This is a genomic window from Phyllobacterium sp. YR531, from assembly GCF_000282595.1.
Lineage (GTDB): Bacteria > Pseudomonadota > Alphaproteobacteria > Rhizobiales > Rhizobiaceae > Phyllobacterium.
Window position 1 is genome coordinate 290,905 of the sequence record NZ_AKIZ01000035.1, and the last position, 15,399, is coordinate 306,303.

Consider the following 15,399-nt stretch of genomic DNA (forward strand, 5'->3'; position numbering starts at 1 on the left):
TCTGTGACAACACAAAGCAATAATTCGGATACGAGCTTTACCGCCCTTTTCATCCGGCGCCCGGTCATGGCGCTTGTGCTCAATGCCTTGATTGTCGTGGCTGGTTTGGCCGCCTATTACGGCGTCGATGTCCGCGAACTTCCGGACGTTGACCGCCCGGTTGTCACCGTTTCCACGGATTTCGAATCCGCTGCTGCTGAAACAGTTGACCGGGAGTTGACCTCTGCAATTGAGGGCGCGGTTTCCCGTGTTTCGGGCGTCAAATCCATCTCGTCTAGCTCGTCATTCGGCAGCAGTAGGGTTACTGTCGAATTCAATGATGGCGTGGATCTGAATGTTGCTGCCGCCGACATGCGCGACGCGATCAGCCGCATTACCAATACCCTGCCGGAGCAGGCGGATCCGCCGCGGATCGTTAAGGCGGATGCTAACTCCGATGCGGTCATGCGGCTTGCCGTAACGTCTGACACGATGGCCGTGGAAGATATGACGGTTCTGGTCGAGGATCAGATCGAAGATGTGCTCGCATCTGTTCCCGGCGTTGCCGATGTGCAGATAAATGGTGACCGCAACAAGATTTTCCGTATCGATATTGATCAGGGCAAGCTTGCCAGCCTTGGCATGAACGTTGCCGATATTCGCAATGCGCTGACCACCATGGCCTTTGACACGCCGGCGGGGCAGCTCAACAGCAATGACCAGAGCATCGTTGTGCGAGCAACGGCGCCCGTCACCACGCCGGAAGAATTTGAAAACATCATTATCAAGGGCCAGACGAAGATACGCGATGTCGCCACGGTCACGCTTGGTCCCGACATCGGCACTTCCAGCTTGCGGGCAAATGGCAAAACCGGCATCGGCCTTGGCATTATCCGTCAGGCGCAGTCCAACACATTGGATATTTCAACCGGCGTGCGTGCTGCCGTTGCCCAGCTTCAGCAAACCTTGCCTGAAGGCGTTGATATTCGTGTTACCAGCGATGATGCAGACTTCATCAATGGTGCTGTGCATGAGGTGGAGATAGCGCTTGCCGCATCTGTCATCATCATCATTGCCATCATTTACCTGTTCCTTTGGGATATTCGCGCAACCTTGATTCCCGCTGTCAGCATGCCTGTCGCATTGATTGGCACAATTTCGGCGATTTATCTGGCGGGCTTCTCCATCAACATTCTGACGCTCCTCGCTCTGGTGCTGGCGACCGGTCTGGTCGTGGACGACGCGATTGTCGTGCTTGAGAACATTGTTCGCCGCCGTAATCAGGGTATGGGCCCGCGTGCCGCCGCAGTGCTTGGCACACAGGAAGTGTTCTTCGCAGTTATCGCAACCACCGTTACCCTTGCTGCCGTCTTCGTGCCCTTGTCATTCCTGCCCGGACAGACGGGTGGTCTGTTCCGTGAGTTTGGCTTCGTTCTGGCAATCTGCGTGCTGCTTTCGGCAGTCGTGGCCCTAACCCTGTGTCCAATGCTTGCCTCGCGTCTTTTAAGTGCAAGCGAGGCGAGTCATCACGAAGTCGCTCACGCTCCCGGCATTGTCGGACGTGCGGGCAATCGTCTTGGCGGCTGGTACAAAACCTTGTTGCACGCTTGTCTTGCTGGGCCGTGGATCGTGGTTGTGGTGTCCATCCTATTTGCGGGAGCCGCATTTGGTGCGTTCTCGCTTCTAAAGCAGGAATTGACCCCTTCTGAAGATCGCGCCGCTGCATTCCTGCGTATCACGGCGCCTCAGGGCGTTAGCCTCGAATACCTGAATGATGAGATGCGTCAGATCGAGACTTTGATCCAGCCTTTGCGGGATTCCGGCGAAATTGAAAATACATTCTCCATTGCTGGTCAGAACGGAAATACCAATCGCGGCTTTATGGTTCTCAGCCTTGCCAATTGGAAAGCGCGCGCGAGAACGCAGCAGGAGATTGTTTCAGACGTTTCAAGGCGTGTCCGCGCTGTTCCCGGTATTCAGGTCTTCGCGTCGCAACCAAATTCGCTCGGCATTCGCGGTGCGGGCAATGGTTTGCAGTTTGCAGTTGTGGGCACAAGCTATGCTGAACTCGGCAAAACCGCTGCCAAAATCGTTACCGAACTGGAAAAGGATCGCCGGTTTGATCGCCCGCGTCTGACAAACGAACCGACGCAACCGCAATTGGCTGTCACGATTGACCGTGAGCGTGCTTCGGACCTCGGCATCGATATTACCGGTCTGGCTGAAGCATTACAGTCTGTGCTTGATGGCTACAAAATCGGTTCCGTCTATATTGAGGATCGCAGCTTTGACGTAAAACTTGTATCCACGACCAACCCGATCAACGATCCCACCGATCTGGAAAACGTCTTCCTGCGCACGCAGGATGGGCGTTTCGTGCCCATGTCCACCATTGCCAAGTTGACGGAAGTCGCGGTTCCGCCAGCGTTGACCCGTGAGCAGCAGATGCGGTCGGTTGCCATCACTGCAAGTCTATCTCCAGACTTCGCTCTTGGCGACGCCTATGCGGAAGCCCAGACAATTGCCGAGCCATTGCTCCCACCCGGCTATCGTCTCATTCCACTTGCAGAAGCTGCAACGCTTGGGGAAAACTCCTCAAGCATGATCATCACATTCGGCTTTGCCATTCTGATCATCCTTCTGGTGCTTGCTGCACAGTTCGAGAGCTTCATCAGTGCTGTTATTGTGATGGCAACAGTTCCGTTGGGCCTTGCCTGTGCGGTCTTTGCGATGGTTATGACCGGCACCAGCATGAATGTTTACAGCCAGATCGGGCTCGTACTTCTCGTCGGCATCATGGCGAAGAACGGTATTCTTATCGTCGAGTTTGCCAATCATTTGCGCGATCAGGGTCGCAATGTGCGTCAGGCTATCGAAGAAGCCGCCACAATACGCCTGCGCCCTGTTGTAATGACAATGCTCTGCGCGATTCTTGGTGGCGTTCCGCTGGTGCTCGCCAGTGGTGCAGGGGCCGAAGCCCGTATCGCTCTCGGTTGGGTCATTGTGGGTGGTCTTGGTCTTGCAACCGCGTCAACGCTGTTCCTCACCCCAGTCGCCTATCTGCTTCTGGCGGGTTTCTCCAAGCCGAAAGCCGAGGAAGAGGCAAGACTCCAGCGTGAATTGTTACAGGTCAGCACACGCGCACAGCTGCCAGCCGAATAATTCCTCGTACTGCTATTGGAAGAATTATCATGCGTGGTTCGACAAGCTCACCATGAGGAATGTGGTCGCTTTCATTAGTCTACAGCTCACGAAGTCCGGTTCCATAAAGTGTATGATCTTCCTCATGGTGAGCTTGTCGAACCACACATAATTGAAATGTAACGAGATGAACGCTTCTCCCATAAGAACATGATTATTGACCATTTGATAAAAAATTTGACCTTTTGTAAAAATATGCCATTCTTTCCATAACGGAGCCGGACATACCGGCTCATCCTGCAAATGGCGGTGATCCACGGGAACCGGAGACTGCCACAGATATGGGAGATGCCATTTCATGGGATCGATGGATTCAGGAATCCGTGACGTCAGGGCCGGGCGGCTCGCCAACGGCAATTACAGCGAAGTGTTTTCCGATCTGCATCCACCGCTTTCGCGGCATGAGGCTTTCGTTGAATCTGACCGGTGTTACTTTTGTTACGATGCCCCGTGCATGAATGCCTGCCCGACGGGCATCGATATTCCGCTTTTCATACGCGAGATCGCAGCAGACAATCCGACCGGCTCAGCCAAGACCATCCTTGCCGAAAATATCCTTGGCGGCATGTGCGCCCGGGTGTGTCCGACAGAAACCCTTTGCGAGCAGGCGTGTGTGCGTGAAGCAGCCGAAGGCAAGCCGGTCAAGATCGGTCTCTTGCAGCGCTACGCCACTGATCATCTTATGGAAAACGGCCAGCATCCGTTCAAACGCGCTGCACCTACGGGTAAATCGGTTGCCGTTGTCGGTGCCGGTCCGGCGGGGCTTTCCGCCGCCCATCGTCTGGCTATGCATGGGCATGATGTGACGATTTTCGAGGCGCGCCCCAAAGCGGGTGGTCTTAATGAATACGGTATCGCCGCTTATAAAAGCGTTGATGATTTTGCACAGAAGGAACTTGAGTTCGTACTGGAAATAGGCGGCATCACCATCCAGAACGACAAGGCGCTTGGACGCGATATCAGCCTTGATGCCTTGCGCGCCGGTTTCGATGCGGTTTTCCTTGGGTTGGGCCTGCCCGGTGTCAATGAGTTGGGGCTTGATGGCGAGGACGCTGCGGGATGTATCGACGCGGTGGATTACATCTCGGTTCTGCGTCAGAGCAACGATCTTTCGGAAATCGCAGTTGGCCGCGATGTCGTCGTCATTGGTGGCGGTATGACGGCAGTCGACGTTGCAGTTCAGACAAAACTGCTCGGCGCGGAGAATGTCATCATCGCCTATCGTCGCGGACCGGAAAGCATGAACGCCAGTGAGTTCGAACAGGAACTAGCGTTGAAGAATGGCGTGATCATACGCCACTGGCTGCAGCCGCGCGCATTGACCCGCAACGATCGCGGCGAAGTTTGCGGCATCACCCTCGACTATACCGTGCTGAACGATGGCAGGCTGGAGACTTCCGGCGAGAGCGTCACATTGGCGAGCGATCAGGTTTTCAAGGCTATCGGCCAGATGCCGGCGGAAAAGATTCTTGCTGATGCAGGTATGGCACTATCGCGTGGCCGTATCAGTGTTGACGAGGAGCGCCGCACGTCGATCTCGGGAATCTGGGCAGGCGGCGATTGTATTGCAGGTGGTCAGGATTTGACCGTGGCAGGCGTTCAGGATGGCAAGCTTGCCGCCGAATCCATCCATCGGATGCTCTCGATGCAGCCGGAAAAGGTGAGTGGTTTTGCTGAGGCAGTGATTGCCAGCAATGCCGAGCCTGCTGCAGCGCCTTCACAAAATCCTGCCAATCCAGGCCACATTAGCGGCTGAAGGAAACCATCATGGCTGATCTTTCTTCGAACTTCCTTGGTATCAAATCTCCAAATCCATTCTGGCTTGCATCAGCGCCACCAACCGATAAGGCCTATAATGTCGAGCGGGCCTTTGCGGCGGGCTGGGGCGGTGTCGTCTGGAAAACTCTTGGCGAGGAGGGGCCTCCCGTTGTCAATGTGAATGGTCCGCGCTACGGCGCAATTCATGGCCCCGACCGCCGCCTGCTGGGCTTGAACAATATTGAGCTGATCACGGATCGTCCTCTTGAAGTCAATCTGCGTGAGATGACTGAGGTGAAGAAGAAGTGGCCAGACCGTGCGTTGATCGCATCAATCATGGTACCTTGTGAGGAAGAAGCATGGAAAGCCATTTTGCCACGCGTCGAGGAAACGGGATGTGATGGCATCGAGCTGAACTTCGGCTGCCCGCACGGCATGTCGGAACGTGGCATGGGTGCTGCGGTTGGCCAGGTGCCAGAATATATCGAAATGGTGGTGCGTTGGTGCAAGCAATATACGCGCATGCCCGTCATCACCAAGCTGACGCCGAACATTACGGATGTGCGCAAGCCCGCTCGCGCTGCCAAGTCTGGTGGCACTGACGCGGTTTCATTGATCAACACGATCAATTCCATTGTTTCGGTTGATCTCGATACATTTGCGCCCAATCCTTCCATTGATGGACGGGGCTCGCATGGGGGCTATTGCGGTCCGGCAGTCAAGCCGATTGCATTGAACATGGTCGCGGAAATTGCCCGCGATGCGGAAACGCGCGGCCTTCCAATCTCGGGCATCGGCGGTATAACCACATGGCGCGATGCGGCAGAATTCATTGCGCTCGGCTGCGGCAATGTTCAGGTCTGTACTGCGGCGATGACCTATGGGTTCAAAGTAGTCCAGGAAATGATTTCCGGCCTGTCTGACTGGATGGACTCTCGCGGTTTCAGTTCCATCGAAGATTTTCGTGGCATGGCCGTTCCCAATGTTACTGACTGGCAGTATCTCAACCTCAACTACATCACCAAAGCGCAAATCGATCAGGATCTCTGCATTAAATGCGGCCGCTGCCACATTGCGTGCGAAGACACATCGCATCAGGCGATCACGTCAATGGTCGATGGGGTCCGGCATTTCGAGGTGATTGATGAGGAATGCGTGGGCTGCAACCTATGCGTTAATGTTTGCCCGGTCGAAAATTGCATTGATATGGTGCCGATGATCTCGGGTGTTGACCCACGCACCAAAACACCAGTTCGACCCGATTATGCCAACTGGACAACCCATCCGAACAATCCAATGGCTAAGGTCGCGGCGGAGTAAAGGAGTTAACTCAACCTCCGGCTTGCAATGCCGTTTTTGCGTGGTTCGACGGGGCTCACCATGAGGAACGTATTAATTTGCACAGGAGTCTAGTTCTGTGGCAGTGCAGGTTGGCTTTGCAGCCCTACAACTTTCCTCATGGTGAGTCCCGTCGAACCACGCGCAGAGCCGGTGCAAAGGCTAAGTAACCACCATATTCAATCGCGCGGTCGTATCCCGTTGAGAATGATACTCAGCACAGCCTGTGCCGTTTGCTCGCGGAAGCCGGGACGACCAACCTGGCTGCCCATGATGGCGCGGACCTGAACATCGAAATCCGCATAGTGCTGGGTGGTTGCCCAGATCATGAAAATCAGATGGTAGGGATCAACGGGCGCAAGCTTTCCTTCACCTACCCAGCGGCGGATGACGACGGCTTTCTCATCCACCAGTGGCTTCAGGTGCTTGGCAAGAAAGTCACTGATCGCCGGTGCGCCATGCAGCACCTCATTGGCGAATAATCGCGAAGCTTCCGGGTGACTTTCGGACATTTTGATCTTGAGCGTGATGTACTTGCGAAGCTGTTCGATCGGATCTCCCTCGGGATCAATGTCCGCAAGGGGCGCAAGCCATTCGGTCAAGGTTTCTTCCAGCAGCGTCACATAGATGTTCTGCTTGCGGGGAAAATAATAAAGCAGGTTCGGTTTAGACATGCCGGCTTTCTCGGCGATCTGGTCGATTGTCGTGCCACGAAAGCCATAGGTTGAGAAAACATCAAGCGCCGCATCAAGGATCAGGCGGCGGTTGATTTCCTGAATACGGGTCGTTTTTTCCGGTCCGCCACTGGTCTTCTGCTTTGCAGCTTTCGCCATCTACCGATTACTCCACCCACCCGCGACAAAATGGCAATTCCGCTATCACTTGCAACGGGTTGAAATGCCTATAAAGCGCTTGACCACCTAACTATGCTCTTCTAGCCTGCATTTTGACCAACTAGTCAAGTTTTTGGCAATTGGTTTTTGAATCCACCAAAGGTTCAATCATTCGGGAACACAAAACAAGCGGTAATATCCGCAATCAGGAGGCTTCGTCACATGTCTAAAGCGGCACTGGGGACAAACAATCTCGACGCGTTCTGGATGCCTTTCACGGCAAACAAGCAGTTCAAGCAAAATCCCCGCCTCCTCGTCAGTGCTAAAGACATGCACTACAAGTCTCATGATGGTCGCGAAATTCTTGATGGCACTGCTGGCCTCTGGTGCTGCAATGCCGGTCATGGCCGCCCGAAGATTGTAGAAGCAGTTCAAAAGCAGGTTGCAGAGCTGGATTATGCGCCGGCATTCCAGATGGGTCACCCCAAGGCATTTGAGCTGGCTGCCCGTCTTGCCGCCATGCTGCCATCGCCGCTTGACCATGTATTCTTTACCAATTCCGGCTCTGAATCGGTCGATACCGCGCTGAAGATTGCGCTCGCCTATCATCGTGCCAAGGGCAATGGCACCAAGGTCAAGTTGATCGGCCGTGAGCGCGGTTATCATGGTGTCGGTTTTGGCGGCATTTCCGTTGGCGGCATTTCCGGCAACCGCAAGACTTTCGGCAATGCGCTCGGCGGAATTGACCATATCCGCCATACCCACGATCTGGCACGTAATGCCTATACGCGCGGCGAACCGGAATATGGCGTCGAGTTTGCCGATGATCTGGAAAGAGTCATTGCTCTGCATGACGCATCAAATATTGCGGCAGTCATCGTAGAACCCGTGGCAGGGTCGACCGGCGTTCTCATTCCGCCAAAGGGATATCTCAAGCGCCTGCGCGAGATTTGCACCAAGAATGATATTCTCCTGATCTTTGATGAGGTCATCACCGGGTTTGGCCGCCTTGGAACACCCTTTGCGATTGACTATTTCGGCGTCGTGCCTGATCTCGTCACCACTGCAAAAGGCATCACCAGCGGGGTTATTCCAATGGGTGCCGTGTTTGCCTCGTCGGACATCTATCAGGCGTTCATGAATGGTCCTGAAAATCTGATCGAGCTTTTCCACGGCTACACCTATTCAGGTCATCCCGTCGCTTGTGCCGCCGCTCTGGCAACGCTTGATACTTACGAAGAAGAAGGGCTACTGACTCGCGCATCTGAGCTTTCCGATTATTGGGCGGATGCGCTGCATGGGCTCAAAGGATTGCCGAATGTCATCGACATTCGAAATCTCGGACTGATCGGTGCCATTGAGCTTCAGCCTATAGAAGGTGCGCCGACCAAGCGTGCGTTTCAGGCTTTCCTGAATGCCTATGAGAAGGGTGTGCTGATCCGCACGACTGGCGATATCATTGCGCTGTCGCCGCCCTTGACCATCAGCAAAGGCCAGATCGAACACCTGTTCGATACACTGGCTGACGTGTTGAAGAATCTCGCATAGGGAACAGGCAAATGTCGCTGACAGGAAATCTTCGGATCAATGGCGACCGGCTCTGGGACAGCCTCATGGAAATGGCCAAGATCGGGCCGGGTTTGCGCGGTGGTAACAACCGCCAGACCCTGACCGATGAGGATGGCGAAGGCCGCCATTTGTTTCAGTCCTGGTGCGAGAACGCCGGGCTGACCATGGGTGTTGATACCATGGGTAATATGTTTTTCACCCGCGAAGGCACAGATCCCGACGCTTTGCCCGTCTATGTAGGGAGCCATCTGGATACACAGCCAACAGGCGGTAAATATGATGGTGTGCTGGGCGTTCTTGGCGGGTTGGAACTGATCCGCACACTCAATGATCTTAATATCAAGACCAAGCATCCGATTGTCGTCGTCAACTGGACGAATGAGGAAGGCACACGCTTCGCACCGGCCATGCTGGCTTCAGGGGTTTTTGCTGGCATTCACGATGAGCAATGGGCCTATGATCGCGAAGATGCCAAGGGCAAAAAGTTCGGTGACGAGCTTGAGCGGATAGGGTGGAAAGGCGATGAGAAAGTCGGTGCCCGCAAGATACATGCGCTGTTTGAACTGCATATCGAACAGGGACCCATCCTGGAAGCGGAAGGCAAGGACATCGGCGTTGTCACGCATGGGCAGGGACTTTGGTGGCTGCAGATCACGTTGACGGGCAAGGAGAGCCACACAGGCTCGACACCCATGCCCATGCGCAAGAATGCCGGTCTCGGCATGGCGCGTATTACCGAGCTGGTTCACAATGTCGCCATGGCACATCAACCCAGTGCGGTCGGTGCAATCGGCCATGTTGATGTCTATCCGAACTCGCGCAATGTCATCCCCGGTAAAGTGGTGTTTACGGTCGATATCCGCTCGCCGGATCTGGCTACGCTTACAGCCATGAAGACTGAAATTGAAGCGAAAGCACCGGAAATCGCCAAGGAACTTGGCCTGAGCATTGAAATCGAAGAGGCGGGACATTTCGATCCGGTCACATTTGACAAAGGCTGCGTGACAGCAGTGCGCAATGCGGCTGAGCGTCTGGGCTACAGTCACCGCAATATTGTTTCCGGTGCGGGTCATGATGCCTGCTGGATCAACCGTGTTGCTCCGACTGCGATGGTGATGTGTCCTTGCGTTGATGGCCTCAGCCACAATGAGGATGAGGAAATCTCGAAAGAATGGGCTGCTGCCGGAACTGACGTCCTGCTGCATGCGGTTCTGGAGACGGCGGAGATTCAAGCCTGATCTAGATTCACACACAGCAGCATGTTCGGCAAAAGACCAAAAAGGGGAACGAACACATGGCTACGAAACTGATCAAAGGTGGCACGATTATTGCCGCCGACCGCACCTACAAAGCGGACGTGCTGATCGACGGTGACAAGATCGCTGCAATCGGCAATGATCTTGCAGGCGATGAGGTCATTGATGCAACGGGCTGCTTTCTCATGCCCGGCGGTATTGATCCGCACACGCATCTTGAAATGCCTTTCATGGGCACCCATTCCAGCGATGATTTCGACACTGGTACAGCCGCTGCTTTAGCGGGCGGGACCACCATGGTCGTCGATTTTGTTCTTCCGGGCGAAGATGGGCTGCTCGCAGCATTGCAGGACTGGTTCCAAAAAGCGGGCAAGGCGCGCACTGATTATTCTTTCCACATGGCGATAACCGGCTGGAACAAGCAGGTTTTTGATGAAATGCCGAAGGTTGTCGAGCGCGGTATCAATACGTTCAAACATTTCATGGCCTATAAGGGCGCGCTGATGGTGGATGACGACGAAATGTTCGCATCCTTCCTGCGTTGCGCCGAGATTGGCGCCATGCCGCTGGTTCATGCGGAAAATGGCGATGTCGTTGCCCATCTTCAGCAAAAATTACTGGCTGAAGGCAATACCGGGCCTGAAGCCCATGGCTATTCGCGTCCGCCGGAAATTGAAGGCGAGGCGGCCAATCGCGCCATCATGATCGCGGATCAGGCAGGCGTGCCGCTTTATATCGTGCATGTCTCCTGTGAACAGTCACACGAAGCCATCCGTCGTGCGCGCGCCAAGGGCATGCGTGTTTATGGCGAACCACTGATCCAGCATCTTGTTCTCGATGAAAGCGAATACAAGAACGAGGATTGGGACTATGCCGCCCGCCGCGTCATGTCTCCGCCCTTCCGTGACAAGATCAACCAGAATGGATTGTGGGCCGGTCTGGCATCGGGAAGCCTGCAAGTTGTCGCAACGGACCATTGTGCTTTCACCACTGAGCAAAAGCGTTTTGGCGTCGGTGATTTTACCAAGATACCGAACGGCACAGGTGGGCTTGAAGATCGTATGCCCGTGCTATGGACGAAGGGCGTACGGACAGGACGCCTGACCCCGAACGAATTTGTAGCCGCGACATCCACCAACATTGCGCAGATTCTCAATATATATCCGCGCAAGGGTGCCATATTGCCGGGTTCCGACGCGGATATTGTCATCTGGGACCCGAACGCAACCAAGGTCATTTCTGCAAAGTCGCAAAAATCCGCCATCGACTATAATGTCTTTGAAGGCATTGAGGTCACAGGCCTGCCACGCATCACGCTTTCGCGCGGAGAGATTGCCTATAAGGATGGCGAGGTAATCGCGCCGACAGGCAGCGGGCGTTTTGTAGAACGTGAGGCCAATCCCTCTGCAAGCCGCGCACTTTCCACTTGGAAGGAATTGACCGCACCGCGTAGAGTGGAGCGTGATCCAAAGAATATTCCGGCAGGCGTCTGATGACAGTCGTCGCGCTTCGACCCAAGGCAAAGATAATGGCTGATGCGGCGCCAAAAAATGTAATTGACGTCAAGGATTTGTCGCTGGTCTTCCAAACCAATGACGGGCCGGTCAACGCCCTTTCCAACATCAACCTTGCAGTCAATAGCGGCGAGTTCGTTTCCTTCATCGGCCCGTCCGGTTGTGGAAAGACCACCCTGTTGCGGGTGATTGCCGATCTGGAGCAACCGACATCGGGCAGCATATCAGTCAACGGCATGACGCCCTCGCAAGCGCGGGAAAAGCGTGCCTATGGCTATGTGTTTCAGGCGGCCGCGCTTTACCCATGGCGTACCATTGGCGGCAATATTTCCCTGCCGCTGGAGGTGATGGGAATTCCCAAGGAAGAGCGCAAGGCGCGCATCGCCAAAAACCTTGAACTGGTCAACCTTGCCGGTTTCGACAAGAAGTTTCCGTGGCAATTGTCTGGTGGCATGCAGCAGCGCGCATCCATCGCCCGCGCATTATCCTTCGATCCGGATATGCTTTTGATGGACGAGCCATTCGGTGCTCTTGATGAGATCGTCCGCGATCATCTCAACGAGCAATTGTTGAAGCTCTGGGCCAAGACGCAGAAGACCGTGATCTTTGTCACACACTCGATCCCGGAGGCGGTGTTTCTCTCAACCAAAATTGTGGTCATGAGTCCGCGCCCCGGCCGCATTCACGAAATCATTGATTGCAATCTGGGTTCAGAACGCACGCTCGATATTCGCGAGACACCGGAGTTTCTTGAAATTGCCCATCGGGTCCGCGAAGGTCTGCGTCATGGTCATTCCTATGACGAGGCGCATTTATGATGGAGGAGCGTAAAGGCTTTTCAGCCATGCTCCACGACAGGGTAATCCCGGTCGGAACAATCCTTTTGGTCATTCTCGTGCTCTGGTATGGGTTTGCAATATTCCTCAATGCACCTTTTGAGCGTGACCAGGCGGCACGTGCCAACACGACCATTTCCACCAGTCAGCTGATTGCCAATACGATGGTGCAAGAGAGGCCGGTTTTGCCCGCTCCGCATCAAGTCGCCGCAGAAATCCGCAAGACAGTTTTTGATATTTCCCCGACATCCAAACGCAGCCTCATCTATCATGGCGGCGTAACCTTATCGTCTACGCTCCTCGGCTTCGCATTCGGAACGCTGCTCGGTATTCTTCTGGCGATTGCCATTGTGCATTCGCGCACGCTCGACAAGAGTCTTATGCCGTGGATCATCACGTCGCAAACAGTGCCGATACTTGCCATTGCCCCGATGATTATCGTGGTGCTCAATGCGGTTAATATTACAGGGCTTTTGCCCAAGGCGATGATCTCGACCTATTTGTCATTTTTTCCCGTCGCCGTCGGCATGGTCAAAGGCCTGCGCTCGCCGGAAATCATGCATCTTGATCTGATGCGAACCTATAACGCTTCAAAGGCGCAAGTTTTCTGGAAATTACGCTGGCCCGCCTCCATGCCTTATCTCTTCACGTCGATGAAAATAGCCGTCGCGATCAGCCTTGTCGGCGCTATTGTTGGTGAGCTGCCAACTGGCGCAGTGGCGGGTATTGGCGCGCGCCTTCTGGCTGGTTCCTATTACGGACAAACTGTCCAGATCTGGGCGGCTTTGATCGCTGCCGCATTGATGGCCGCTATCCTTGTCAGCCTGATCGGCATCATTTCGACGCTGGTTAACCGGCGTATGGGAGTGCGATCATGAGGATTTCGCGTTCACCTTTGGCCATAGGCGCCTTTGTCCTCTCGGCAGTCTCACTGGTATTTTCGACAGGCGCTGACGTGCAAAGCACATTGTCCTATAGTGCTCCAATAGTCCTTTTTGCCGCCGCTGCTGTCGCGCTGTTTGCTTCAGCGTCCACTTCTTCCACGATTGCCCTGCTCGTTCTCGTTCACATCACGGCTTACAGCCTCATATCACTGCTTGGTTCGATGGGCCCGGCTGGTGCTGCGCTCGGTTACTGGTGCATGGTTATCGCCGCGTGGCTTCTGGCCTGGCTGAGCGTACAAAGGCTTGCCGGTTGGCGCCTTGCGTCTCCCGATGCGCAACGCCTGATAAATCTGGCATTGCCCGTCCTGTTCGGCGCGTGGCTGCTCATCCTTTGGGAAGTGATCGTGCGCGGTTTTGGCGTTCCGGCGATCCTGCTGCCGCCACCGTCCATGATTGCCTCACGTATAGCGGCCTCGGTGCCGACGCTCTGGGCGGATTTTCAGCAGACCTATCTGAAGGCAGCAATTGCCGGCTATGTCATGGGCTGCGGTTCTGGTTTTCTTGCTGCGATCATTGTCGATCGTGTGCCCTTCCTGCGTAAAGGCCTATTGCCCATCGGCAATCTCGTCGCAGCTTTGCCTGTCGTCGGCATTGCTCCTATCATGGTCATGTGGTTCGGCTCCTACTGGCAGTCAAAGGCCGCTGTCGTTGTCATCATGACGTTCTTTCCCATGCTGGTGAATACTGTTGCCGGGCTTGCCGCTTCCGGAGCGATGGAGCGTGATCTGATGCGCACCTATGGCTCTAGCTATGGCCAGACATTGCTGAAACTCCGATTGCCTGCCGCGATGCCGTTTATTTTCAACGCATTGAAGATAAACTCGACGCTGGCGCTGATTGGCGCGATTGTTGCCGAGTTTTTTGGCTCACCGATTGTCGGCATGGGCTTTCGCATATCGGCGGAGGTTGGCCGCATGAATGTCGATATGGTGTGGGCCGAGATATTCGTTGCCGCTCTTGCCGGTTCGCTTTCCTACGGGCTGATTACGCTTGTCGAAAGGGCCGTCACTTTCTGGCACCCTTCTTACAGGACTTGAAAAACAACTTTAAAAACAAGAACAGAGGAGAACTAAAACGTGAAAAAAACCATTGCACTCTCGTTGGGGCTGGCCATCAGCACGCTCATGGCCGGCTCAGCGCTGGCGGCTGACAAGCTTACCCTCCAGCTCAAATGGGTCACACAGGGGCAGTTCGCCGGCTATTACGTTGCCAAAGACAAAGGCTTCTATGAAGAAGCAAACCTCGATGTAGAGATCAAACCGGGTGGGCCGGATGTAGCCCCTCCACAGGTCATCGCCGGCGGCGGGGCCGACGTGGTGGTTGACTGGATGCCGTCTGCGCTTGCAACGCGCGAAAAGGGCCTGCCTCTCGTCAATATTGCGCAGCCTTTCAAACGCTCCGGCATGATGCTGACCTGCCGCAAGGAAACCGGTATTACAAAGCCCGAAGATTTCAAGGGCAAGACACTCGGCGTATGGTTTGGCGGCAATGAATATCCATTCCTGTCATGGATGAACCATCTCGGTCTCAAGACCGATGGAGGGCCGGAAGGCGTTACAGTTCTCAAGCAGGGCTTCAATGTTGATCCATTGATCCAGAAACAGGCCGACTGCATTTCCACCATGACCTATAATGAATATTGGCAGGTCATTGATGCAGGCATTCCGGAAGATCAGCTCGTGACCTTCAAATATGAGGACGAGAAGGTAGCAACGCTCGAAGACGGCCTTTATGTCCTGCAGAAGAGCCTCGACGATCCGGCAATGGTTGAAAAGTTGGCACGTTTCGTCAAGGCCTCGATGAAGGGCTGGGAATATGCCCGCGCCAATCCTGATGAAGCCGCGACCATTGTCCTCGACAATGATGCGAGCGGCGCTCAGACCGAAAAGCATCAGAAGCGCATGGTTGCTGAAATCAACAAGCTGACCGAAGGTTCAGATGGTGTGCTTGATACAGCTGCTGCCGACCGCACAGTTGAAACCTTGCTCGGTGGTGGTTCGGACCCGGTAATCACCAAGAAGCCGGAAGGCGCTTGGACGACTAAGGTTACCGACGCAGCGAAGTAAGGCTCTTATCTCCCCCCTTGTGGGGGAGAAAGGGTTTTCTTGGATTTAGCTTTTTGGCTAAATCCTTAGAAAAGCCAAGAGAGGGGGTAATAAATTATGAATCCC

At 54.6% G+C, this 15,399-nt stretch carries 11 protein-coding genes; 10 read left to right on the forward strand and 1 reads right to left on the reverse strand.

Annotation, left to right across the window (positions count from 1 at the left end; all coding sequences use genetic code 11):
- Positions 1–3 precede the first annotated feature (3 nt).
- The 3 genes from PMI41_RS19215 (at position 4) to preA (ending at position 6,258) form a co-directional block, all read left to right on the forward strand.
- Positions 4–3,141: an efflux RND transporter permease subunit gene (locus tag PMI41_RS19215; protein ID WP_008127646.1), complete on the forward strand. Its 3,138-nt coding sequence runs from the start codon at positions 4–6 to the stop codon at positions 3,139–3,141.
- A 337-nt stretch (positions 3,142–3,478) separates the two neighbouring features.
- On the forward strand, positions 3,479–4,936 hold the full coding sequence (locus tag PMI41_RS19225) for an NAD(P)-dependent oxidoreductase (protein WP_008127648.1): 1,458 nt from the start codon (positions 3,479–3,481) through the stop codon (positions 4,934–4,936).
- 11 nt (positions 4,937–4,947) lie between these two features.
- A complete protein-coding gene (gene preA, locus PMI41_RS19230) occupies positions 4,948–6,258 on the forward strand; it encodes an NAD-dependent dihydropyrimidine dehydrogenase subunit PreA (protein WP_008127650.1) in 1,311 nt (436 codons plus the stop codon).
- A 197-nt stretch (positions 6,259–6,455) separates the two neighbouring features.
- On the opposite strand, the gene rutR is transcribed toward preA, so the two are convergent.
- Entirely contained in the window at positions 6,456–7,109 is a 654-nt protein-coding gene (gene rutR, locus PMI41_RS19235; protein WP_008127651.1) for an HTH-type transcriptional regulator RutR, read from the reverse strand.
- Positions 7,110–7,331: 222 nt separating this feature from the next.
- Here rutR and PMI41_RS19240 point away from each other — a divergent pair, with 222 nt between their 5' ends.
- From PMI41_RS19240 to PMI41_RS19270, 7 genes are read left to right on the forward strand one after another with little or no spacing between them, the layout of a single operon-like run.
- Entirely contained in the window at positions 7,332–8,657 is a 1,326-nt protein-coding gene (locus tag PMI41_RS19240) for an aspartate aminotransferase family protein (protein WP_008127652.1), read from the forward strand.
- An 11-nt stretch (positions 8,658–8,668) separates the two neighbouring features.
- Positions 8,669–9,916, forward strand: a complete 1,248-nt coding sequence (locus PMI41_RS19245) for a Zn-dependent hydrolase (protein ID WP_008127653.1) — start codon at positions 8,669–8,671, stop codon at positions 9,914–9,916.
- 56 nt (positions 9,917–9,972) lie between these two features.
- Complete coding sequence (gene hydA, locus PMI41_RS19250; RefSeq protein WP_008127654.1) at positions 9,973–11,427, forward strand: dihydropyrimidinase; 1,455 nt, start codon at positions 9,973–9,975, stop codon at positions 11,425–11,427.
- Positions 11,427–12,266 (forward strand): ABC transporter ATP-binding protein, encoded by an 840-nt coding sequence (locus PMI41_RS19255; protein WP_008127655.1) that lies wholly within the window; start codon positions 11,427–11,429, stop codon positions 12,264–12,266. The genes hydA and PMI41_RS19255 overlap by 1 nt, the downstream gene beginning before the upstream one ends.
- Positions 12,266–13,162, forward strand: a complete 897-nt coding sequence (locus PMI41_RS19260; RefSeq protein ID WP_157179446.1) for an ABC transporter permease — start codon at positions 12,266–12,268, stop codon at positions 13,160–13,162. The genes PMI41_RS19255 and PMI41_RS19260 overlap by 1 nt, the downstream gene beginning before the upstream one ends.
- Positions 13,159–14,265 (forward strand): ABC transporter permease, encoded by a 1,107-nt coding sequence (locus tag PMI41_RS19265; RefSeq protein WP_008127657.1) that lies wholly within the window; start codon positions 13,159–13,161, stop codon positions 14,263–14,265. The genes PMI41_RS19260 and PMI41_RS19265 overlap by 4 nt, the downstream gene beginning before the upstream one ends.
- Positions 14,266–14,304: 39 nt before the next feature.
- Complete coding sequence (locus PMI41_RS19270) at positions 14,305–15,294, forward strand: ABC transporter substrate-binding protein (protein ID WP_008127659.1); 990 nt, start codon at positions 14,305–14,307, stop codon at positions 15,292–15,294.
- Positions 15,295–15,399: the final 105 nt, after the last annotated feature.

Bases quoted from the DNA above. Each gene is read 5' to 3' on its own strand.
- PMI41_RS19225 (WP_008127648.1), top strand. From the start codon at position 3,479: ATGGGATCGATGGATTCAGGAATCCGTGACGTCAGGGCCGGGCGGCTC.
- preA (WP_008127650.1), top strand. From the start codon at position 4,948: ATGGCTGATCTTTCTTCGAACTTCCTTGGTATCAAATCTCCAAATCCA.
- rutR (WP_008127651.1), bottom strand. From the start codon at position 7,109: ATGGCGAAAGCTGCAAAGCAGAAGACCAGTGGCGGACCGGAAAAAACG.
- PMI41_RS19240 (WP_008127652.1), top strand. From the start codon at position 7,332: ATGTCTAAAGCGGCACTGGGGACAAACAATCTCGACGCGTTCTGGATG.
- PMI41_RS19245 (WP_008127653.1), top strand. From the start codon at position 8,669: ATGTCGCTGACAGGAAATCTTCGGATCAATGGCGACCGGCTCTGGGAC.
- hydA (WP_008127654.1), top strand. From the start codon at position 9,973: ATGGCTACGAAACTGATCAAAGGTGGCACGATTATTGCCGCCGACCGC.
- PMI41_RS19255 (WP_008127655.1), top strand. From the start codon at position 11,427: ATGACAGTCGTCGCGCTTCGACCCAAGGCAAAGATAATGGCTGATGCG.
- PMI41_RS19260 (WP_157179446.1), top strand. From the start codon at position 12,266: ATGGAGGAGCGTAAAGGCTTTTCAGCCATGCTCCACGACAGGGTAATC.
- PMI41_RS19265 (WP_008127657.1), top strand. From the start codon at position 13,159: ATGAGGATTTCGCGTTCACCTTTGGCCATAGGCGCCTTTGTCCTCTCG.